The organism is Streptomyces sp. NPDC001339, from assembly GCF_042895955.1.
GTDB lineage: Bacteria > Actinomycetota > Actinomycetes > Streptomycetales > Streptomycetaceae > Streptomyces.
This window is the reverse complement of the sequence record NZ_JBIAWT010000005.1, coordinates 195,661-216,206: the sequence shown is the minus strand read 5'-3', so window position 1 is coordinate 216,206 and position 20,546 is coordinate 195,661. Positions and strand designations below refer to the sequence as shown.

The following is a 20,546-nucleotide window of genomic DNA, read 5'->3' as shown; positions in this document are numbered from 1 at the left end:
ACCGAGGTGCGAGGAGACGGCCGCCATGCCCCTGCCGCAGGAGTTCCATGACATCGCCAAGCGTCTGAACAACTGGGGGCGTTGGGGGAAGGGCGACGAGATCGGCACGCTCAACCTGATCACCGACGAGGTGGTACGCGAGGCCGCCGCCACCACCCTCCGCACCGGCCGCCGCATTCCGCTCGCCCTGCCGCTCCGGCAGGACGGGGTGCAGACCGGGGTGATCGCCGGGCGGGTCAATCCGCTGCATACGATGACCGCCATCAACCAGGAGATCTTCGGTCCGGATACGGTCGCGACCTCGGACGACATGGTCACCATGGGCCTCCAGGCCGCCACCCACTGGGACGGCCTCGCCCATGTCTCACACTCCGGGCGGCTCTACAACAACCGCGCCGCCGACTCGATCACCGCACACGGCGGCGCCGCCGTCCTCGGCATCGAGAAGGCCGCCCCGATCGCCTCCCGAGGCGTCCTGCTGGACGTGGCCCGGGTGCACGGCACCGACCGGCTGCCCGGCGGGCACGCCGTCACACCGGAGGATCTGGACGCCGCCGAGGAGCTGGCGGGTACGACGGTCCGGGCCGGTGACATCGTCCTCGTACGGACCGGGCAGATGGCGCACTATCTGGCGGGCGACCGGCGAGCGTACGCGTTTCCGTCACCGGGTCTGTCGCTGCGCACCCCGGAGTGGTTCCATGCGCGGGACGTCGCGGCGGTCGCCAATGACACCTTGACGTTCGAGATCTTCCCGCCGGAGATCGAGAATCTGTGGCTGCCGGTGCACGCGCTCCATCTGGTCGAGATGGGCATGCCGCAGGGCCAGAACTGGAATCTGGAGGAGCTGTCACGGGCCTGCGCGGAGGCGGGCCGCTGGGCGTTCTTCCTCGTCGCGATGGCCGAACCGTTCGTCGGCGGGTCCGGCGCACCGGTCGCGCCCGTGGCGATTTTCTGAACCGGCCCCGGCGGGCCCTCGCTGTACGACAGGGCCACCGGCCTTCGCTGTACGACGGAGCCACCGGCCCTCGCTGCGCGACGGAGCCACCGGCCCCCGCTGTGCGACGGAGCCACCGGCCCTCGCTGTGCGACGGAGCGACGGGCCCTTACCGTGCGACGGAGCTCAGCCGGCCCCGTTCCGTGCCGGTCGCGCTCGCCACCAGTACCGGCTGGCCGCGGTCCACTTCGCACCAGATGCGCTTGCCGGCACCCTCCTGCTGCCAGCCCCAGCGGTCCGCCAGGCCGTCGACCAGCTCCAGGCCGCGGCCGTTGGTGTCGTCGCCGTGGGCGTGCCGCTGGCGCGGCGGGCGGGCGCTGGCGTCCGCCACCTCCACCCGGACGGTGGCGACCACGGCACCCGCACCGGAGAAGCACATCCGCAGTACGGCCGCCGCGCCGGTGTGCACCACGGCGTTGGTGACAAGCTCCGAGATCAGCAGGATCAGCGTCTCCGCGAGCGGTTCATCGGGCCCTATGCCGGACCCCACGAGCCGCGAACGGGCCCATCGCCGAGCCCGGCCCACCTCCGCGGGGTCGGGCCCTACGTCCAACTGCACCTGAAGCACCTGCACCGCTCACACCATCCGAACCGGCGGAAACATCGCCTCGCGCCTCCACGGAGTCACAGTGCGTGACCCCAGTGAGGCACAGCATGGTTGACGTTCAGTCACCCCAACAAGCGCTTCGGGCATATTCCAGCGCAAGGGAGTATGCATGCTGCATACTGTGCGACGCACTTTGCGGGGAGTCGAACAAGGGGAGTTATCGGGCGCTTGCCCAAGGCGAGCGGCGCGCAGTCCGTACCCCGGAGCCGCCATGGGGGCGACACCGGGTCCTTTGCGCCACAGAACCACTCGCACCCAACGGAGCGTACCTGAGCGGGACGCCGACTCCCCCCTGTGACGAGTCACGCCTCGGACACAACCCGATATCGACCCTCCGTGACCGCTTCTGCGTGGTGAGTCCGACATTTCGCACACGGGTTGGCGGAGTCTGACATCGGAGCCACATCTCGCCGCATCGCTTCAATCGACTCGTCTGCCGATCTCGTCGTCTGCCGATGTCGTCTTATTCCTCGATGTCAGCTGGTCCGTCGATGTCGGCTGGTCCGTCTATCAGGCCTGCCGCGAGCCGTTCCTCCGCCTCGCGCGCCGTGCCCCAGCGTTCGGCCCGTAACCAGGCCCGCTTGAGGTGCAGATGGACATCGGCCTCCCAGGTGAAACCCATCCCGCCGTGGACCTGGAGACAGTCCCGGGCGTTGCGCACCGCGGCCTCGTCGGCGAGCAGTTTGGCCCCCGTGATGTCCTGGGGATCACTGGTGACCGCCGCTGCGTATACGGCACTTCTGGCGATTTCCGTACGTACGAGCATCTGCGCACACAGGTGCTTGACCGCCTGGAAGGAGCCGATGGGCGCGCCGAACTGCGTGCGCTCGCGGGCGTGCGCGACCGCCATCTCGACCGTCCGGGCCGCACTGCCCAGTTGCTGCGCCGCGGTGAGCAGCGCGGCTTCGCGGCGCAGGCGGGGTACATCCAGGCCGGTCAGGGGTGCGCTGCGTGGAGATCCCGTAGCGGGGGTGGTGGCGGTGACCGCGGTGGGGGCAGTGACGGCAGTGGTGGCGGTGACGGCGGTGGGGGCAGTGGCAGCGGTGACGGCGGCGAGTGGGGTGAGGGGGTCGACCGAGGTCCAAGGGGTGCGGGAAACCTGGGCTGCCGGGCTCCTGCATACGCGGTATGCCTCGCTTGTGCGCCCCTGCGCGCCCCCAGCCGCCCCCTCAATCAAGATCAACTCATCGCAGTCCCCCGGGTGTTCCCACAGCACCGGCTCCGCCGCCGTGCCGTCGCACAGCCCGACGATCTTGTCGCCGTTCGCGACACCGTCCACCACCCCGGCCAGCAGTTGGCACGCCACCACCGGCCCCGGCAGCAGCACCCGCCCGGTCTCCTCAAGGGCCAGCACTGCCTCCGGCAGCCCCAGCCCCACCCCGCCGGCCGCCTCCGGCAGCCGCAGCGCGAAGAGCCCGGCCGCGCCCAGTTCCCGCCACAGCGCACGGTCCAGTGCCGGGTCGTCCACGGCGGCCCGCAGCCGGTCGCGGCCGAACCGGCCTGCCAGCACCTCCCGGACCCCGTCACGTAACACCCGTTGATCATCGGTGAGTTGGAAGCGCACCGGCCGCTCACCGCCCCTTCGGCAGGCCGAGGATCCGCTCGGCGATGATGTTCTGCTGGATCTGCGACGTGCCGGCGGCGATGGTGTACGAGAGGGACGAGAGCCGGTCCGCGACCCAGGGGTGGCCGGCGTCCAGCGCGCCCGCGCCCAGCACCTCGGCGGCCGCGTCGTACAGCTCCTGGCGGGCGTGCGAGTAGCGCAGCTTGAAGATCGAACCTCCCCCAAGCTCCAAGGAGCAGGGGGGACCCCCAGCACCGGGAGTGCCCCCGCCCCCGGCGTTCCGGGACGCGCCGACGTTCCACTGGATGAGCCGCCACAGCGCGGAGAACTCCGCACTCAGCCTGCCCAGCCTGCGGCGCAGCACCGCATCGTCCCAGCGGCCGTTTCCGCGTGCCATACGGGCGAGTTCGCCGAGCACCCGGCGGCAGGCCACGACCTCCCCCACGAACGCCGTACCGCGCTCGAAGGACAGCGTCACCATGGACACCCGCCAGCCGTCGTTCTCCTCCCCGACCCGGTTGGCGACGGGGACCCGCACCTCGTCGAGGAAGACCTCGGCGAACTCGGCCGGCCCGGCGAGGGTACGCAGCGGCCGGACCGTGATACCGGGCGCATCCATGGGCATGGCCAGCCAGGAGAGGCCCCGGTGCTTCGGGGCACCGGGGTCGGTGCGGACGAGCAGTTCGCACCAGTCGGCGACTTCGGCGTGCGAGGTCCAGATCTTGGAGCCGCTGACCACGTACGTCTCGCCGTCCCGTACCGCCCTGGTGCGCAGTGCGGCGAGGTCCGATCCGGCGTCCGGTTCGCTGAAGCCCTGGCACCAGATCTCGTCACCGCGCAGGATCGGCGGCAGCCAGCGCCGCCGCTGCCGGTCGGTACCCTCCGCCGCGATCGTCGGCCCGGCGTGCAGCAGCCCGACGAAGTTCGCGCCCACATAGGGTGCACCGGCGCGTTCGGTCTCCTCCAGGAAGATCAGCTGGACGGCCGGATCGGTGTCCCAGCGCACCTCCGCGTACCCGGCGTCGTACAGCATCCGCTGCCAGGCCGCGTCATACGCCCGCCGTCCCGGCCAGTCGGCTGCGGCGGGCTTTGCGGGGAGCTTGGGCAGCACCTCGGCGAGCCACCGGCGCAACCGGGCCCGGAAGTCCTCCTCTTCCGGCGTACAGGAGAGATCCATGCGGGTTCCCCCTCCAAACGGCACTACCTGACGCTCCGTCAGGTGATGAGGCTAAGCCGGATCCCCGGGGGTGACAAGGCGCCGGCCCTCGCGGCGCATCGCCTTGAACACTCGGGCAAGGAAGGGAAGTTGAGGAAGTTGGGGAATTTGGAGGAGTTGGGGGAGTTGAGGGAGCTGGGGATTTGGTGCTTTTCGGGGCGTCGGGTGCCTGGTCTCCGTCCTCGTTCGCCGGTTCGGTCCAGGGCGGGCGGGGGGAGCGTCAGCGCGGGCGGTAGGAGCTGGTGGCCTGTTCGTACAGCCGGTCCGTCTCCTGGCGGCCGGTGTCCGGGCCGATGACCAGGACCAGGTGGTAGCGGCCGTGGTGGATCATGGCGAGATTGCGCACGTAAACCTCGCGGCCGCTGGTGTCACGCCAGCTGAAGGTGCCCTCCGCCATGGCCGTCGTACCGACGTCGACCCGCCGCAGGCCGGAGGCGGTGGCCCAGCCGGAGCTGCGGTACGCGGCGAGTTCGGGCTCCTTGTTCTGGAGGTAGGCCAGCGGGTCCGTGCCGAACCGCGCCGTGGTGTCACGGCCGGGCACGATCAGCAGCTCGTGATCGCCCTTGTCGCCTTTGCCGACGTAACGCACTTGGCCCTGGTTGTTCGCGCCGCGCCGCTGCCAGTCCTCGGGGACGGCGATCTGGAAGCCCTTGGGGTCGGTACGCAGCCCGAAACCCTTGGCGAGGCCGGCGGACGTGGTGGGCCGTGGGGCGGTGGTACCGGGCGAGTCGCCGCCCTGGTCGCCGTCCCGGTCACCGCTCTGGTCGCCGTCCTGGCCGCCGGAGGGGGCCGGGTCGCCGCCGGGTGCCGCGCCGGAGGTGGCCGCGCGGTCCGCGCCGGGACCGCCGGACTCCGCGTCCCGGCCGGCCTTCGGCATGAACGCCGTCGCGTAGACCACCGCGCAGACGAGGAGCAGCAGGATCACGGTGAGCAGGATCCGGCCGAGGTGGCGCGGGTTACCGCCCCGTGCCGGGCGGGCCGGACGTACGGCCGCGCCGACGTCGACCTGGCCCAGCATCTGCTGCTCGTACAGGTCCCGGTCCGTGGTCCTGGACCGTCCGGCCGGTCCGCCCCACCCGTCGGTGCGGGCCGGACGGGCGGTCGGACGGGCGGCCGGCCGGGACACCCGGAGCGGCTTCGGCTCCTTCGGCGGCTTCGGCTGCCTCGGCGGTTTCGGCTGCTTCAGCTGCCTCGGCGGCTTCAGGGAGTGTGGTCCTCGGCGGGGACCGGACGTACGCGGGGCAGGCGTGCGCGGGCCGGGCGGTGCCGGTGCGGTGGTGGCAGCGGTCCGGCGTGCACGGGACGGCTGTGCCGGGGCTGCCCGGCGGGCGGCGGTCCGGCTCTTCCCAGGCCTTCCCCAGGGGACGAGTTCGCCTCTGCGGCGCAGGATCGGCAACCGCCGCGCGTCGCCGCCCGGCTCCAGCGCGGGCATCGTCACCAGCCGACGGCCCACGTCCGGCTCGGGCGCCGTACGGAGCAGCGCGCGCAGTTGGCGGTGCAGTTCGTCGGCGTCCGGGCGGGCGGCCGGGTCCTGGCACAGCAGGGATTCGACGACGGGCCGCAGCGTCCCGCACTCCCCGGCGGCGGCCGGCGGCTCGGCGCGGACCAGCCGCGCCAGTTCGGCGGCGCTGTCCTCGGGGAACGGCGGGTGCCCCTGGACGCTACGGAAGAGCAGCGCGCCGACCGCCCAAAGGTCGGTGGCCGGGCCGACCGGCAGCGCCCACTGCCCGTTCTCGTACGGCGGTCCGGCCTGCTCCGGCGCCCAGCGCTCGGTGACCGGGCCGACGACGGTCAGCCGCGCCTGCCGGGCCCGCTCGGCGGCGAGTGCGGTGGTGGGGCGGCCGGAGGCGATGGCGGTCTCAGCAGTGGTGGTCTCAGCGATGGTGGTGGCGGTAGCGGTAGCGGTGTCGTCGGCCGCGGGGGACGGCTTGGCCAGCGAGATCTTGTCCGCAGCCCCGGCCCCGACCCCGGCCTCAGCCTCGCCATCAGCACCGGCACCGCCCTCGGCACCGGCATCCACCCCGGGCGGCGAATCGTATCCGCACAGCGCCTCCTGGGCCGCGCCGGCCGCCAGACCGGTCAGGATGGCCCGGCCGTCGTCACAGATCAGGACCGTACGGACGGTGATGTTGCGGTGCAGCAGGCCGTCCGCGTGCAGCACGCGCAGGGCGGTCAGCAGGTCGGCGGCAATCTCCGTGGCGCGGTGCGCGGACAGCGGGCGCTCGGCGAGCAGCGCGGCCAGCGGGCGGGCGGTGAGGAGTTCGCCGACGATCCAGAGGCTGCCGTCCTGCACGAAGACATCGAAGACCTGCTCCAGCCTCGGATGGTCGGGCAGCTGTGCCACCGTCGTGGCGGCCTCCAGGGCGCGCCGTACGACGGGGTCCCGGGGGTTGCGGTCCGCCCTCCGGCCGGGCCGGCCGGCGCCGAAGCCGCCACCGGGGCGACGGTCGGCGAACCCGGCCGCCTCCGCGTCCCCGGATCCGGCGCCCATGCCCCCAGCGCCCACGGCCCCGACACCCACGACCTCCGCCTCGACGACCTCCGGCAGCGGCACCTGACGGACCAGGACCTCCTGCCCGCTGTAGGTGTCGAACGCCCGGGTCTCGGTGACATCGCCGTCGGTGAAGCCGCTGCCACTGCCGTTGCCGTTGCCGTCGTCGCTGCCGTTACCGCTGTCGCCGACGTGGCTGCCGGTGAAGTTGTCGTTGCCGGTGAAGTTGCCGTTGCCGAGGGGGCGTACGGGCAGGCGGTAGCGCTCGGCGAGCACTCGTCCTGCGTACTCGTCCACGACGCCTCCCCACAGCGCGCGCTGTGTCCACCCTTACGCCGGAGCCGACCACCGGCGCGGGTGCCGCTCACGATACGTGCCCGCACCGGCGGTTGCGGCCCGCTCGGCCGAACGACGCGCGCGCCGTCTCCGTCCGTCCGCCCGGGCCGGGACCGGTGCCGGAAGTCCCTAGTCCTTGATCGCGAAAGTCTTGAACGCGGTCGCGATCACCTGCTGGCATTCCTTCTGTGACCAGGTGTCCGCCGTGCAGGTGATCATGATGGCGTAGCCGTGGTCGTCGTCGGCCCGGAATCCGCGGTTGAGTATCCGTACCTTCTCGCCGTGCTCTGTGCGCGTGAACGACCAGTCGGCGACGGTCGGGTAGCCCCGCCACTGCACCGGCTTGATGTCGATGCGGTGGTAGTCGTCGCTGGAGCCGCGCACACTCGGCTCCAGGCTGCGCCAGGCGGCCGCCGCGTCCTTGCCGGGCTCGGCGTTGTAGTCGATCTGGACGTGCGGGAATCCGCCCGAGGCGCTGTATATGGCGCCGGAGTTGTCGCCGGCGGTGTCGATCTGGTGGTAGCCCCTGGGCATCGCCATACGGAAGTGGAAGGCGTCGTGGGAGACCTCGGCGAAGCCGTCCGGCAGCTTCCCGTCCTTGCCGTCCTTGCCTTCCTTGCCGCCCTTGCCCTCCTTACCGTCCGCGCCACCGTTGTCGCCCTTACCGCCCGTGCCGTCGCCGGGGGTGGAGCCGGACCGCTGCCCGCCCGTGCCGGGCCGGTCCGTGTCCTCGTCACCCTTCGTGCCGGACGCGTCGGCCTCGCCGGCCGAGGGGCCGGCCTTGGCGGCGGGGGACGTCCGGCCGCCCGCGGCACCGGCCGACCCGCCCTCGTCGTTGCCGCTCAGCGTGACGGCCAGGATCGTGCCGAGGACGGCCAGGACGACGACCACGGCCACGGCCACAGTGATGAGCGTGCGGCGCGGGACCACATCGGTCAGTGGCGCGCGCGGGACGGACGGACGGTTCCCGTCCCCGGGTCTGGACTTCGTACCGGACTCCATACCGGACTTCGTACCGGACTCCGTACGGACCGCCACGGCCGCGTTGCGCACGGACCGCAGGGCGCCGCGCAGCCGCTCCTTGGCGGCATCGGCGGCGTCGGCGAAGGCCGGACGGGCGGCGGCCGCCGGGCGGTCCGCCACCGCGCGGTCGCCGGACGCACCGCCCCCGGCCGTACCGCCCCCGGCAGCGGCACTGCCTCCGGCCGTCTTCTTCGCGTCCTTCGAGTACTTCGAGTCCTTCGCGTCCCTCGTGTTCTTCGTGGCGCCCGCGGCGGACGAGCCGGTGGCACCCGTGGCCGTCTTCTTCCCGTTCCCCGAGTTCCCATTCCCCGGGTTCGCGTTCCCCGGGTGCTCCGGCGCGCCCACCGAGGAGTTGGCGCCGACGGCCCGCGTGGCGGCACCGGCCCTCGCCTTCGCCCCGGCCTTGCCCGCGTCGGACGCACTGCCGCTCCCGGACATCCCCCGGCTCCCGGCCGCGCTCGTGCCGCTCTCCGCCGGCTTCGCCTTCGGCCCCCGGCTCGTGGAGTCGGCCATCGGCTCCGCCGTGCCCTTGAAGCCCTTGATGCCCCTTGCGCCCTTGGGGCTCTTCGTGTCCCTGGTGTCCCTGGTGTCCCTGGTGCTCTTCGTACCCTTGGGGCTGGTCCGCTCCCCGGGAATGGTCGGCAGCACCATCGCCCGCGTCGCGTCCATCGGCGGCTCCGGAGCGGTCTCCTCCGGGGCGTGGATGACATCCAGCAGCAGCGCCCGCGCGCCCGCGTCGTCCAGCCGGGCGTCCGGATCCTTCACCAGCAGGCCGTAGAGGACCTCTTCCAGTGCGCCGGCGCTCTTCGGCGGCTCGACCGGCTCGGTCATCACCGCCGTCAGCGTGGCGATCGCCGAGCCCTTGTCGTACGGGGGCACGCCCTCGACGCAGGCGTACAGCAGCCCGCCCAGCGACCACAGGTCGGCCGGCGGTCCGGGCCGCTGACCGCGGGCGCGCTCCGGGGAGATGTAGGAAGGGGCGCCGACGAGCATGCCGGTCGAGGTCACGGAGGGGTCGCCCTCGACCTGGGCGATACCGAAGTCGGTCAGCACGACCCGGCCGTCGTCGGACATCAGGACGTTGGACGGCTTCACATCGCGGTGCAGGATGCCCACGCCGTGCGCGGCCCGCAGCACATCGAGCACGGCCAGGCCCACCTCGGCGGCGCGGCGCGGGGTGAGCGGTCCGTCGTCGCGGACGACCTCGGCCAGCGAGCGGCCCTCGACCAGCTCCATCACGATCCACGGCCGGTCGTCCTCGTCGACCACGTCGTAGACCGTCACCGCGCCGTTGTTGCGGATCCGGGCGATCGCCTTGGCCTCCCGCAGCGTACGGGTGATCAGGCGGCGTTTCTCGTCCTCGTCGACCCCGCCCGGGAAGCGCAGCTCCTTGACTGCGACCGTGCGGCCCAGGACCTCGTCGCGTGCCCGCCAGACGGTGCCCATGCCACCCCGGCCGAGGACATCGGCGAGCCGGTACCGGCCGGCGAGCAGCCTGCCCTCCGTGCCATCCCTCTCGACCTCGTCGCCCACTGAATCCCCTCGGCAATCCAGCCGAGTTGGCATCTTTGATGTCGCATCATTCATCAAACTGACCCAACTCGGACAACCCACCCTGGCAGAGCCTTCATTCTCTCTCATCCGCGGCCATGCGAAAGGCCCGGGTGCGGCCGGAAGGGACGACGGAGATGAGGAAGGAGATGAGGAAGGAGATTCGGAGCGGACGATGTGCGGACGATGTAAGGAGTGTCAGGGCGACACGGTGTAACGGGGTATCGGTGCAGGGAGCCTCAGAGCGGCACGATGTCCGGCGCGCCCAGCCGCGCCGCGTCCGCCGTCAGATCGTCCGGCTGCCGCTGCGATTCACGCTCCGCCTCCACCCGCTTCTCGTAGTGCGCGATCTCCTTCTCGATCTGGTCCTCGTCCCAGCCCAGCGCGGGAGCCATCAGGGCGGCCACCTCCGGGGCGCTGCGGGTGCCCCGGTCGAAGGTCTCGATCGAGATCCGGGTACGGCGCGTCAGCACATCGTCCAGGTGCCGCGCGCCCTCGTGCGTACAGGCGTACACCACCTCGGCGCGCAGGTAGTCGTCCGCGGCGGTCAGCGGTTCGCCCAGTGCGGGGTCGGCGACGACCAGCTCCAGCAGTTCCTCGGCGAGCGAGCCGTAGCGGTTCAACAGATGCTCCACGCGCGCCACATGCAGCCCGGTGCGCGCCGCGATCCGGGCCCGCGCGTTCCACAGCGCCTTGTACCCCTCGGCCCCGGCCAGCGGTACGTCCTCCGTGACGCACTCCGCGACCCGCTGGTCGAGCCCGTGCACCGCCTCGTCGACGGCGTCCTTGGCCATCACCCGGTACGTCGTGTACTTGCCGCCGGCGATCACCACCAGGCCCGGCACCGGATGCGCGACCGTGTGCTCGCGCGACAGCTTGCTGGTGGCGTCCGACTCGCCCGCCAGCAGCGGTCGCAGTCCGGCGTACACACCCTCCACGTCATCCCTGGTCAGCGGGGTCGCCAGCACCGAGTTGACGTGTTCCAGCAGGTAGTCGATGTCCGCGCTGGACGCCGCCGGGTGCGCCTTGTCCAGATCCCAGTCGGTGTCCGTCGTGCCCACGATCCAGTGCCGCCCCCAGGGGATGACGAACAGCACGCTCTTCTCGGTACGCAGGATCAGCCCGGTGGTGGAGTGGATGCGGTCCTTCGGGACGACGAGGTGGATCCCCTTGGAGGCCCGTACGTGGAACTGCCCGCGCTCCCCGATGAGCGCCTGGGTGTCGTCCGTCCACACCCCGGTGGCGTTGACGATCTGCCGGGCCCGGATCTCGTACTCGCCGCCCGTCTCGACATCCTGCACCCGCGCGCCGACCACCCGCTCGCCCTCGCGCAGAAACCCCACCACGCGGGCGCGGTTGGCGACCTGCGCACCGTACGCGGCGGCCGTCCGCACGATCGTCATCACATACCGCGCGTCGTCCATCTGGGCGTCGTAGTACTGCAGGGCGCCGACCAGCGCGTCCTTCTTCAGGCAGGGCGCCACCTGTAGCGCGCGCTTGTGGGACAGGTGCCGGTGGACGGGCAGGCCGCGGCCGTGACCCGAGGAGACCGACATCGCGTCGTACAGCGCCACGCCGGAGCCCGCGTACCAGCGCTCCCACCCCCGGTGCGCCAGCGGGTAGAGGAACGGCACCGGCTTCACCAGGTGCGGCGCGAGCCGCTGCAACAACAGCCCGCGCTCCTTCAGCGCCTCCCGTACCAGCGCGAAGTCCAGCATCTCCAGGTAGCGCAGACCGCCGTGGATGAGCTTGCTCGACCGGCTGGACGTGCCCGACGCCCAGTCCCGGGCCTCCACCAGACCGGTGAACAGGCCCCGGGTCGCCGCGTCCAGCGCGGTCCCCGCGCCGACGACACCGCCGCCGACCACAAGAATGTCCAGCTCCCGCTCCGCCATTCGGGCGAGCGCCTCGGCCCGCCGCGCCGGTCCCAGTGTCGCTGTCCTCACCGCTGCCTCCCGCTGCCGTCGGGGCCCACTGTGGTCGGGGGCGGCACCCCCGCACGTCCGATTCTGACGGCGCCACGTGCCGCTGCCCACCCTCCACTCGCGGTGGCAACACCCGGCGGTACCGATCCATCAATCCCCATTCTGGGCCAAATATCCGTTTAGTCTACTTATGCACTATTCGCATACGTCAGACCGCAGATGCCGGTTCGGGCGCGCGCCCGAACGCCCCTACGCCAGTACGTCCGCACGTCCGTACGTCCGCACGCCGGAGGAACCGGCTCCCGCCACCACATACGTCACATACGTCGCTCGCAGCCCTACTCAGCCATACGCAGTCGCTCGCAGCCATACGCAGTCGTTCGCAGCCATTCGAAAGTCATGCGCAGTCACTCGGGAAGGACGGCCGCAGCATGCCCGCAGACCTCGCCGTCATCGGACTCGGCCACCTCGGTCTCCCGCTCGCCCAGGCCGCCACCACCGCCGGCATCGGCACCCTCGGTTACGATCCCGACCCGCGGGCCGCCGCCCTCTCCGGCACCGACGGACCGCTGTCCGCCACCGAGTTCCGCCGCCTGCTCGCGGCCGGCTTCCGCACCACCACCGACTCCGCCGCCCTCGGCCGGGTCCGTACCGCCGTCATCTGCGCGCCCACCCCGCCCCGCGAGGACCGCGCCCTCGACCTCACGGCCGTCGCCGACGCCGCCCGCACGCTCGCCGCCCGGCTGCGCCCGCACACCACCGTCATCCTGGAATCCACCGCCTACCCGGGCACCACCGAGGAATTCCTCCGCCCGCTCCTCGAAGCGGGCTCCGGCCTCACCGCCGGCCGCGACTTCCACCTCGCCTGCGCACCCGGGCGCCACGACCCCGGCAGCCGCACCCACCACTACGCCAACACCCCCAGGGTCATCGGCGGACTCACCCCCGCCTGCACGGAGGCCGCCGCGACGTTCTACGGCCGGCTCACCGACAAGGTCGTACGCGCCCGGGGCCCGCGCGAGGCGGAGATGACCAAGGTGCTGGAGACCAACTTCCGGCACGTCAACATCGCCCTGGTCAACGAGATGGCGGTGCTCTGCCATGACCTCGGCGTCGACCTGTGGGACGTCATCCGCTGCGCGGAGACCAAGCCGTTCGGCTTCCAGTCCTTCCGGCCCGGCCCCGGCGTCGGCGGCCACAGCGCCCCCGTGAACCCCAACAGCCGCCCCACCCAAGGACGTTCACCGGCCCCGCCGCTCCGCCTGGTCGAACTGGCCCGGGACGTCAACGGCCGGATGCCCCGCTACGTCATCCAGCGCTGCGCCGCCCTCCTCAACGAACACGGCAAGTCCGCGCGCGGCGCCCGCATCCTCCTGCTGGGCGTCACCTACAAACCCGACACCGGCGACCAGACCGGCTCCCCGGCCCGGGAGATCGCTTCCCGCCTGCGGGAACTCGGCGCACACGTCACGTACCACGACCCCTACGTCCCCCACTGGCAGGTCCAGGGCCGCCCCGTCCCCCGCGCGGACTCCCTCTACGAGACCGCCGCCGCGGCCGACCTGACGGTCCTTCTCCAAGCCCACCGCACCTACGACCTCCAGGGACTCTCGGTCAAGGCCCAGCTGCTGCTGGACACACGGGGGGCCACACCGGCCGGGGCGGCGCATCGACTGTGAAGGGGGCGCGCGCGGCCGCCCGGCCTCCGGAGCTGGTGGCACCCGTCCCCTGCCACGGGTACCGTACTGACTGGATCGCGGGTGTCCGCCCCTAGCTTTCATAGGGGCGGCCGCTCACTGGCACCAAAAGGTGGAGCCCACCGCAGCGGGTACTGCGGCAGGCTCCTGGCCGGATTACGGGTGTCCGCCCCTAGGTTGTATAGGGGCGGCCGCTCACCGGCACCGCAAAAGGGTGGAGCCCACCGCAGAGGTCGCTGCGGCAGGCTCCTGAAGGTGAACAGAGTGTCCACCCCTATCTCTTGTAGGGGTGGCCGCTCACCTTCCGCAAAGCCGCAAGATCCACCTCCTCCGGCACTTCACCATCCGAAGACGGATCCGATCCCAGCGGGTGGGCTTGCGGTGACGTCCCACGGGCGCCCCCTTCCACGATGCCGCCCAGTGACCCGGTGGACGGTCCGTTGGAAATCGGGCCGGGCCCCGAGGGCCGGGGTCCGGACCGTGTCCTTGGAAGGGGGCGTCCCAGAGAGCGGGTCGCCGAACACGGACACTACCGCCCTGCTACACCCGTTCAGCCCACACTCGCCCTGAACGCAACCGCACGCCCCTCCCCCGCAAAAGGCGCCCCCACCAGCCCTGTTGGGCATGCGAAAGGGCCGGTCACCCGCTGGATGACCGGCCCCTCGTGGGTCCTGCGGCTTACCGCGTCCTACGACTTAGCGTCGCGGTGCGACCGTCACCTCGACCCGCTGGAACTCCTTCAGCTCGGAGTAGCCCGTGGTCGCCATCGCGCGCCGCAGCGCGCCGAAGAAGTTCATCGAGCCGTCGGGGGTCGTGGACGGGCCCAGCAGGATCTCCTCGGTCGTACCGACCGCACCCAGGTTCATCCGCTTGCCGCGCGGCACGTCCTCGTGGACCGCCTCCATGCCCCAGTGGTGCCCGCGCCCCGGCGCATCCGTGGCCCGCGCCAGGGGCGAGCCCATCATGACCGCGTCCGCGCCGCAGGCGATCGCCTTCGGGAGGTCGCCGGACCAGCCCACCCCGCCGTCCGCGATGACGTGGACGTAGCGACCGCCGGACTCGTCCATGTAGTCACGGCGGGCGGCCGCGACATCGGCGACCGCGGTGGCCATCGGGACCTGGATGCCCAGCACGTTCCGCGTGGTGTGCGCGGCGCCGCCGCCGAAACCCACCAGGACACCGGCCGCGCCGGTCCGCATCAGGTGCAGCGCGGCGGTGTACGTGGCGCAGCCGCCGACGATCACCGGGACGTCCAGCTCGTAGATGAACTGCTTGAGGTTGAGCGGCTCGGCCGCGGACGAGACGTGCTCGGCGGAGACGGTCGTGCCGCGGATGACGAAGATGTCGACACCGGCGTCCACCACGGCCTTGGAGAACTGCGCGGTCCGCTGCGGCGACAGCGCCGCGGCGGTGACCACACCGGAGTCGCGCACCTCCTTGATGCGCTGCCCGATCAGCTCTTCCTTGATCGGTGCGGCGTAGATCTCCTGGAGGCGGCGGGTGGCGGCGTCCTCGTCCAGCTCCGCGATCTCGGCGAGCAGCGGCTCCGGGTCCTCGTACCGGGTCCACAGGCCCTCGAGGTTGAGGACGCCCAGACCGCCCAGCTCACCGATGCGGATCGCGGTCTGCGGGGAGACCACCGAGTCCATGGGAGCGGCCAGGAACGGCAGCTCGAAGCGGTAGGCATCGATCTGCCAGGCGATCGAGACCTCCTTCGGGTCGCGGGTGCGGCGACTGGGTACGACGGCGATGTCGTCGAATGCGTATGCCCGGCGGCCGCGCTTGCCGCGCCCGATCTCGATCTCAGTCACTGTGATTGGCCCTTCCTACGGATTACGCCCCCAGTATCCCCGACTGGGGACGCTGGGGGCGCATCCGGTGCTTCCTCGCCCGCCGGACCCCCGCCGGACCTCCGTCGGACCTCCGTCGGACAGGCCTCGCAAGCCTCGCAGGCCCCGCAGACCCCGCAGGCCCCGGCGGCTCAGCGCCCCGAGTAGTTCGGCGCCTCGGTGATCATCTGGACGTCGTGCGGGTGCGACTCCTTCAGGCCCGCCGCCGTGATCCGGACGAAGCGGCCCTTCTCCTTGAGCTCGGGGATGTCGGCGGCGCCGACGTAGCCCATGGAGGCGCGCAGGCCGCCGACGAGCTGGTGGGCGACCGAGGCGAGCGGGCCGCGGTAGGGCACCTGGCCCTCGATGCCCTCGGGCACCAGCTTGTCCTCGGAGAGGACGTTGTCCTGGAAGTAGCGGTCCTTGGAGAAGGACCGGCCCTGGCCGCGGGACTGCATCGCGCCCAGCGAGCCCATCCCGCGGTACGACTTGAACTGCTTGCCGTTGATGAAGACCATCTCGCCGGGCGACTCCTCGCAGCCGGCCAGCAGCGAGCCCAGCATGACGGTGTCCGCGCCGGCCGCGATGGCCTTGGCGATGTCGCCGGAGAACTGCAGACCGCCGTCGCCGATCAGCGGCACCCCCGCCGCGTGCGCGGCCTGCGCGGCCTCGTAGATCGCGGTGACCTGCGGGACGCCGACGCCGGCGACGACGCGGGTGGTGCAGATGGAGCCGGGGCCGACACCGACCTTGATGCCGTCGGCGCCCGCGTCGATCAGCGCCTGGGCGCCGTCGCGGGTGGCGACGTTGCCGCCGACGACATCGACGCTGATGTTGGACTTGATCTTGGCGATCATGTCGAGGATGCCGCGGCTGTGGCCGTGCGCGCTGTCCACGACGAGGAAGTCGGCACCGGCCTCGACCAGCGCCTGCGCCCGCTCGTACGCGGCGTCGCCGACGCCCACCGCGGCACCGACGACGAGCCGGCCCTCGGCGTCCTTGGCGGCGTTCGGGTACTTCTCGGCCTTCACGAAGTCCTTGACCGTGATCAGGCCCTTGAGCACGCCCGCGTCGTCGACCAGCGGCAGCTTCTCGATCTTGTGGCGGCGCAGCAGCTCGATGGCGTCCTCACCGGAGATGCCCACCTTGCCGGTGACCAGCGGCATCGGCGTCATGACCTCGCGGACCTGACGGCTGCGGTCCATCTCGAAGGCCATGTCGCGGTTGGTGACGATGCCCAGCAGCTTGCCGGCGGCGTCGGTGACCGGCACCCCGCTGATCCGGAACTTGGCGCAGAGCGCGTCGGCCTCGGCGAGCTCGGCGTCCGGGCGGACCGTGATCGGGTCGGTGACCATCCCCGACTCGGAGCGCTTGACCAGATCGACCTGGTTGGCCTGGTCCTCGATGGAGAGGTTGCGGTGGAGGACGCCCGCGCCGCCCTGCCGGGCCATGGCGATGGCCATCCGCGCCTCGGTGACCTTGTCCATCGCCGCGGAGAGCAGCGGGATGTTGACCGTGACGTTCCGCGAGACCCGGGAGGCGGTGCGGACCGCGTTCGGCAGCACCTCCGACGCACCGGGCAGCAGCAGTACGTCGTCGTATGTCAGGCCGAGCATGGCGAATTTGGCGGGCATACCGTCGACGTTGTCACTCATGACACCTTCCCCAATGCTCTTGCCTCAGCGCGGACTCCCATGCTAACGGCCTAGAGAAGTGTCCCAATCCACGAGCGATGAGGGCCTCGTCACTTGTGTTTTCCTACGGCGACATCGCGCCGCCTCGGGGCCGGGGCCCGCGCGCCGCTGCGCCGCTACTACGTCGCTACTGCGCTGCTACTGCGTCGCTACTGCTCCGCGAGGGCCCGCAGCCTGCTCAGCGCGCGGTGCTGGGCGACCCGGACCGCGCCCGGTGACATTCCCAGCATCTGCCCGGTCTCCTCGGCTGTCAGCCCCACGGCGACCCGCAGCAGGACCAGCTCGCGCTGGTTCTCCGGCAGATTCGCCAGCAGCTTCTTGGCCCACTCGGCATCGCTGCTCAGCAGCGCCCGCTCCTCAGGCCCCAGCGAGTTGTCCGGCTGCTCGGGCATCTCGTCGGACGGCACGGCCGTACTGCCAGGATGGCGCATCGCGGCACGCTGCAGATCGGCGACCTTGTGGGCGGCGATGGCGAAGACGAACGCCTCGAACGGCTTGCCGGTGTCGCGGTAGCGCGGCAGCGCGCACAGCACCGCGACGCACACCTCCTGCGCCAGGTCCTCGACGAAGTGCCGGGCGTCACCCGGCAGCCGCGACAGGCGGGTCCGGCAGTAGCGCAGGGCCAGGGGATGCACATGGGCGAGCAGGTCGTGGGTGGCCTGTTGGTCACCCTCCACGGCGCGTGTGACGAGGTCGCCGATCTCCTGTCTCCCGTCCTCGCGCATCGCACCATGGTGCCTCGGCGTGGCGCTGTCGGTGACGCCGCCCCCGTCGTTGCGCCCCGAACCGTTACGAACCGTCGTGCCGGCACTCACGTTCCACGCCTCCCCCGTTCGGGTTGTACCCATGTCGGCCACAAGCCCTCGCCGGTAGCTTGTCTGGGTGCCGTACGGCACCGGGCAGGGCTTGTCCGTCATAGAGGTCTCTTCTGGCCGAGTGAGAAGCCCCGGCCTCCGCCGGGGAGGAGTCACACCTCCAAGGATGCGGCATCCCGTGAGGTTTCGGCGCCGGCGTCGACGCAGCGGGGTTACGACGTACCCGGCCCCGTTCAGTGGGCGCGCGTCGTAACCCCGTTTGCACAGCGGGCCGCGGCGTGGGCACGGCAGGTCGCCACCCCGCGTACGCAGCGGGCCGTAACCCGCTTGCACGGCCGGTCAGCGCACCAGTCCCCAGCGGAAGCCGAGGGCCACCGCATGCGCCCGGTCCGAGGCGCCGAGCTTCTTGAAGAGCCGCCGGGCGTGGGTCTTGACGGTGTCCTCGGAGAGGAACAGCTCGCGGCCGATCTCGGCGTTCGAGCGGCCGTGGCTCATGCCCTCCAGGACCTGGATCTCGCGCGCGGTGAGCGTCGGCGCGGCGCCCATCTCGGCGGACCGCAGCCGGCGCGGGGCGAGCCGCCACGTCGGATCGGCGAGCGCCTGGGTCACCGTCGCCCGCAGCTCGGCGCGCGAGGCGTCCTTGTGCAGGTAGCCGCGGGCGCCGGCGGCCACCGCGAGCGCGACGCCGTCGAGGTCCTCGGCCACCGTGAGCATGATGATCCGGGCACCGGGGTCGGCGGACAGCAGTCGGCGCACGGTCTCGACACCGCCGAGACCGGGCATCCGTACGTCCATCAAAATCAGGTCCGAGCGATCGGCACCCCAGCGGCGGAGGACTTCCTCGCCGTTGGCCGCGGTCGTCACACGCTCGACGCCGGGAACGGTCGCAACCGCCCGACGGAGCGCCTCTCGGGCAAGCGGGGAGTCGTCGCAGACGAGGACGGATGTCATGACCGCCCTCCGCAGCTGATGCGCGTCACCTTGAGCCTCCAGGCTGGTACGTATCGTCACCTGTGCGATTGACGGCCGCCTCGGACACCTGCCCGAGGGCTACCTCTGCCAACCGCCTCCGCACACTCAACGACGGTCACTCGAAAGAGTTACGGCTTCGCTGACCGCATTCAGCACGCTCCGTGAGGACCCGGATACGCAGGCGACTGGCGGACCAACCGGCATCCGCGCGTGCACCTTATGCCCTATTTGGCTCCCTTTCTTCCATTTTCGCGGCATCTATGACTAGATTCGCAATGAGTCATATTTACATCTACTTCGATAGTAGATGTACGGTCGTGAGCACCGAGCCCGAATCAGCATCGCTTCGAGGGGACAAGCAATGGCAGATTTCTCCCGCCTCCCGGGCCCGAACGCAGACCTCTGGGACTGGCAGCTGCTGGCCGCCTGCCGCGGCGTGGACAGCTCCCTCTTCTTCCACCCCGAGGGCGAGCGCGGAGCGGCCCGCAGCGCGCGTGAGCAATCAGCTAAGGAGGTGTGTATGCGCTGCCCCGTACGGGCCGAGTGCGCGGCGCATGCACTGGCCGTCCGCGAGCCCTACGGGGTCTGGGGCGGCCTGACCGAGGACGAACGCGAGGAGCTGATGGGCCGGGCCCGCCACCGGCTGATCCCCGCCACCTCCGTCTCCGGCGACCCGGGCGTCGCCGGCTCCTGAGAGCGGACCGGGGAGCACTCCGGAAGAAACGTTCCTGCGCGTGAATGGGCAGCCGGGAACGGCAGTTGTGTCACACCCCACCGCCCACCCGTACCACCAATGGCTCAACGCCGCCGAAAGCCTGCCGCCGACGACGACCGCGCGCCCCCACCGCCGGGCGCCACCAACGGCCTAACGCCCCTCACCGACGGCCGTACGCGCGCGCCGACCCGCCGCGTTCACCAACTGGTCGAGCGTCGCCTCCACAGCGGGCACATGCGCCAGATCCGGCAGCGTCAGCGCGACGATCTCCCGCTGCACGGCAGGCTCCAGCCGCACCGCCGTGGCCCTCTTCGGACGCACCGACTCCAGCGTCAGCTCGGGCAGCGCGGCCACCCCCAGGCCGGCGCCGACCAGCCCGATCACCGCCGGGTAGTCATCGGTCGCGAAGTCGATCCGCGGTGTGAAGCCCGCGCTCTCACAGACCTCCACGAGGTGCCTGCGGCACCTGGGGCACCCGGCGATCCACGGCTCGTCCGCCAGCTCCGTGAACCGCACGGCCTCCGCCGTCGCCAGCCGGTGCCCCTCCGGCACCAGGCCGATCAGCCGGTCCGCCAGGATCGGCCGCACGACCAGGTCGTCCCACTCCGCCCGGGCCGCCGGGTCCGCACCGCGCACCTCCGGATAGCGGAAGGCCAGCGCGATCTCGCAGTCGCCGTTGCGCAGCATCTCGATCGAGCGCGGCGGCTCGGCCTCGACCAGCGAGACCCGGGTGCCCGGGTGCGCGGCCCGCATCCTGGCCAGGGCGGTCGGCACCAGCGTCGAACTGCCCGACGGGAACGACACCAGCCGTACCCGCCCCGCCCGCAGGCCGGCGATGGCCGCGACCTCCTCCTCGGCCGCGGTGAGCCCGGCCAGGATGCCGACGGCGTGCCGTACGAGCGCCTCGCCGGCCTGCGTCAGCCGCATCTCGCGGCCGGCGCGGACCAGCAGCGGAGTACCGGCGGACTGCTCCAGGGCCTTCATCTGCTGGCTGATGGCGGGCTGGGTGCAGCCCAGCTCACGCGCCGCACCGGAGAACGAACCGGTCTGCGCGACGGCGCGCAGGACGCGGAGATGACGGGCCTCGATCATGGTCCAAGTATAAGCGACACTTGGA

14 protein-coding genes are annotated in these 20,546 nt (G+C 71.6%); 3 read left to right on the top strand and 11 right to left on the bottom strand.

What is annotated here, in order from left to right:
- Window positions 1-25: 25 nt before the first annotated feature.
- Window positions 26-955 carry a cyclase family protein gene (locus ACFY12_RS16375; RefSeq protein WP_390716439.1) on the top strand — a complete coding sequence of 310 codons (930 nt, stop codon included), beginning with the start codon at window positions 26-28 and terminating at the stop codon, window positions 953-955.
- 148 nt (window positions 956-1,103) lie between these two features.
- Here the strand turns inward: ACFY12_RS16375 and ACFY12_RS16370 are convergent, their stop codons facing one another.
- The 6 genes from ACFY12_RS16370 to ACFY12_RS16345 form a co-directional block, all read right to left on the bottom strand.
- The gene (locus tag ACFY12_RS16370) at window positions 1,104-1,568 is read right to left on the bottom strand and encodes an ATP-binding protein (RefSeq protein WP_390716438.1); all 465 of its coding nucleotides are present in this window, start codon (window positions 1,566-1,568) and stop codon (window positions 1,104-1,106) included.
- Window positions 1,569-2,064: 496 nt separating this feature from the next.
- On the bottom strand, window positions 2,065-3,165 hold the full coding sequence (locus ACFY12_RS16365; protein ID WP_390716437.1) for an acyl-CoA dehydrogenase family protein: 1,101 nt from the start codon (window positions 3,163-3,165) through the stop codon (window positions 2,065-2,067).
- 7 nt (window positions 3,166-3,172) lie between these two features.
- On the bottom strand, window positions 3,173-4,342 hold the full coding sequence (locus ACFY12_RS16360; RefSeq protein ID WP_390716436.1) for an acyl-CoA dehydrogenase family protein: 1,170 nt from the start codon (window positions 4,340-4,342) through the stop codon (window positions 3,173-3,175).
- 259 nt (window positions 4,343-4,601) lie between these two features.
- On the bottom strand, window positions 4,602-7,169 hold the full coding sequence (locus tag ACFY12_RS16355) for a protein kinase (RefSeq protein ID WP_390716435.1): 2,568 nt from the start codon (window positions 7,167-7,169) through the stop codon (window positions 4,602-4,604).
- Between the two features lie 168 nt (window positions 7,170-7,337).
- Window positions 7,338-9,797: a serine/threonine-protein kinase gene (locus ACFY12_RS16350; RefSeq protein WP_390716434.1), complete on the bottom strand. Its 2,460-nt coding sequence runs from the start codon at window positions 9,795-9,797 to the stop codon at window positions 7,338-7,340.
- A gap of 224 nt (window positions 9,798-10,021) precedes the next feature.
- On the bottom strand, window positions 10,022-11,728 hold the full coding sequence (locus ACFY12_RS16345) for a glycerol-3-phosphate dehydrogenase/oxidase (RefSeq protein WP_390716433.1): 1,707 nt from the start codon (window positions 11,726-11,728) through the stop codon (window positions 10,022-10,024).
- 410 nt (window positions 11,729-12,138) lie between these two features.
- On the opposite strand from ACFY12_RS16345, the gene ACFY12_RS16340 reads away from it, so the two are divergent.
- The gene (locus tag ACFY12_RS16340; RefSeq protein WP_390716432.1) at window positions 12,139-13,386 is read left to right on the top strand and encodes a nucleotide sugar dehydrogenase; all 1,248 of its coding nucleotides are present in this window, start codon (window positions 12,139-12,141) and stop codon (window positions 13,384-13,386) included.
- A gap of 713 nt (window positions 13,387-14,099) precedes the next feature.
- On the opposite strand, the gene ACFY12_RS16335 is transcribed toward ACFY12_RS16340, so the two are convergent.
- The 4 genes from ACFY12_RS16335 to ACFY12_RS16320 form a co-directional block, all read right to left on the bottom strand.
- Window positions 14,100-15,215, bottom strand: coding sequence for a GuaB3 family IMP dehydrogenase-related protein (locus tag ACFY12_RS16335; protein WP_390716431.1), 1,116 nt, complete (start codon window positions 15,213-15,215; stop codon window positions 14,100-14,102).
- A 170-nt stretch (window positions 15,216-15,385) separates the two neighbouring features.
- Complete coding sequence (gene guaB, locus ACFY12_RS16330) at window positions 15,386-16,888, bottom strand: IMP dehydrogenase (protein WP_390716430.1); 1,503 nt, start codon at window positions 16,886-16,888, stop codon at window positions 15,386-15,388.
- Window positions 16,889-17,076: 188 nt separating this feature from the next.
- Entirely contained in the window at window positions 17,077-17,652 is a 576-nt protein-coding gene (locus tag ACFY12_RS16325; RefSeq protein WP_390716807.1) for a sigma-70 family RNA polymerase sigma factor, read from the bottom strand.
- Between the two features lie 429 nt (window positions 17,653-18,081).
- Window positions 18,082-18,693: a response regulator transcription factor gene (locus ACFY12_RS16320; RefSeq protein WP_003948568.1), complete on the bottom strand. Its 612-nt coding sequence runs from the start codon at window positions 18,691-18,693 to the stop codon at window positions 18,082-18,084.
- A gap of 382 nt (window positions 18,694-19,075) precedes the next feature.
- Between ACFY12_RS16320 and ACFY12_RS16315 the strand changes: the two genes are divergently transcribed.
- The gene (locus ACFY12_RS16315; RefSeq protein ID WP_390716429.1) at window positions 19,076-19,408 is read left to right on the top strand and encodes a WhiB family transcriptional regulator; all 333 of its coding nucleotides are present in this window, start codon (window positions 19,076-19,078) and stop codon (window positions 19,406-19,408) included.
- A gap of 171 nt (window positions 19,409-19,579) precedes the next feature.
- Here ACFY12_RS16315 and ACFY12_RS16310 read toward each other — a convergent pair whose 3' ends face one another.
- Window positions 19,580-20,521, bottom strand: a complete 942-nt coding sequence (locus tag ACFY12_RS16310) for a LysR family transcriptional regulator (RefSeq protein WP_390716428.1) — start codon at window positions 20,519-20,521, stop codon at window positions 19,580-19,582.
- Window positions 20,522-20,546: the final 25 nt, after the last annotated feature.

Coding starts and splice junctions, on each gene's coding strand:
- ACFY12_RS16320 (WP_003948568.1), bottom strand. CDS start 18,693: ATGACATCCGTCCTCGTCTGCGACGACTCCCCGCTTGCCCGAGAGGCG.
- ACFY12_RS16360 (WP_390716436.1), bottom strand. CDS start 4,342: ATGGATCTCTCCTGTACGCCGGAAGAGGAGGACTTCCGGGCCCGGTTG.
- ACFY12_RS16340 (WP_390716432.1), top strand. CDS start 12,139: ATGCCCGCAGACCTCGCCGTCATCGGACTCGGCCACCTCGGTCTCCCG.
- ACFY12_RS16350 (WP_390716434.1), bottom strand. CDS start 9,797: ATGCCAACTCGGCTGGATTGCCGAGGGGATTCAGTGGGCGACGAGGTC.
- guaB (WP_390716430.1), bottom strand. CDS start 16,888: ATGAGTGACAACGTCGACGGTATGCCCGCCAAATTCGCCATGCTCGGC.
- ACFY12_RS16325 (WP_390716807.1), bottom strand. CDS start 17,652: ATGCGCGAGGACGGGAGACAGGAGATCGGCGACCTCGTCACACGCGCC.
- ACFY12_RS16310 (WP_390716428.1), bottom strand. CDS start 20,521: ATGATCGAGGCCCGTCATCTCCGCGTCCTGCGCGCCGTCGCGCAGACC.
- ACFY12_RS16315 (WP_390716429.1), top strand. CDS start 19,076: ATGGCAGATTTCTCCCGCCTCCCGGGCCCGAACGCAGACCTCTGGGAC.
- ACFY12_RS16375 (WP_390716439.1), top strand. CDS start 26: ATGCCCCTGCCGCAGGAGTTCCATGACATCGCCAAGCGTCTGAACAAC.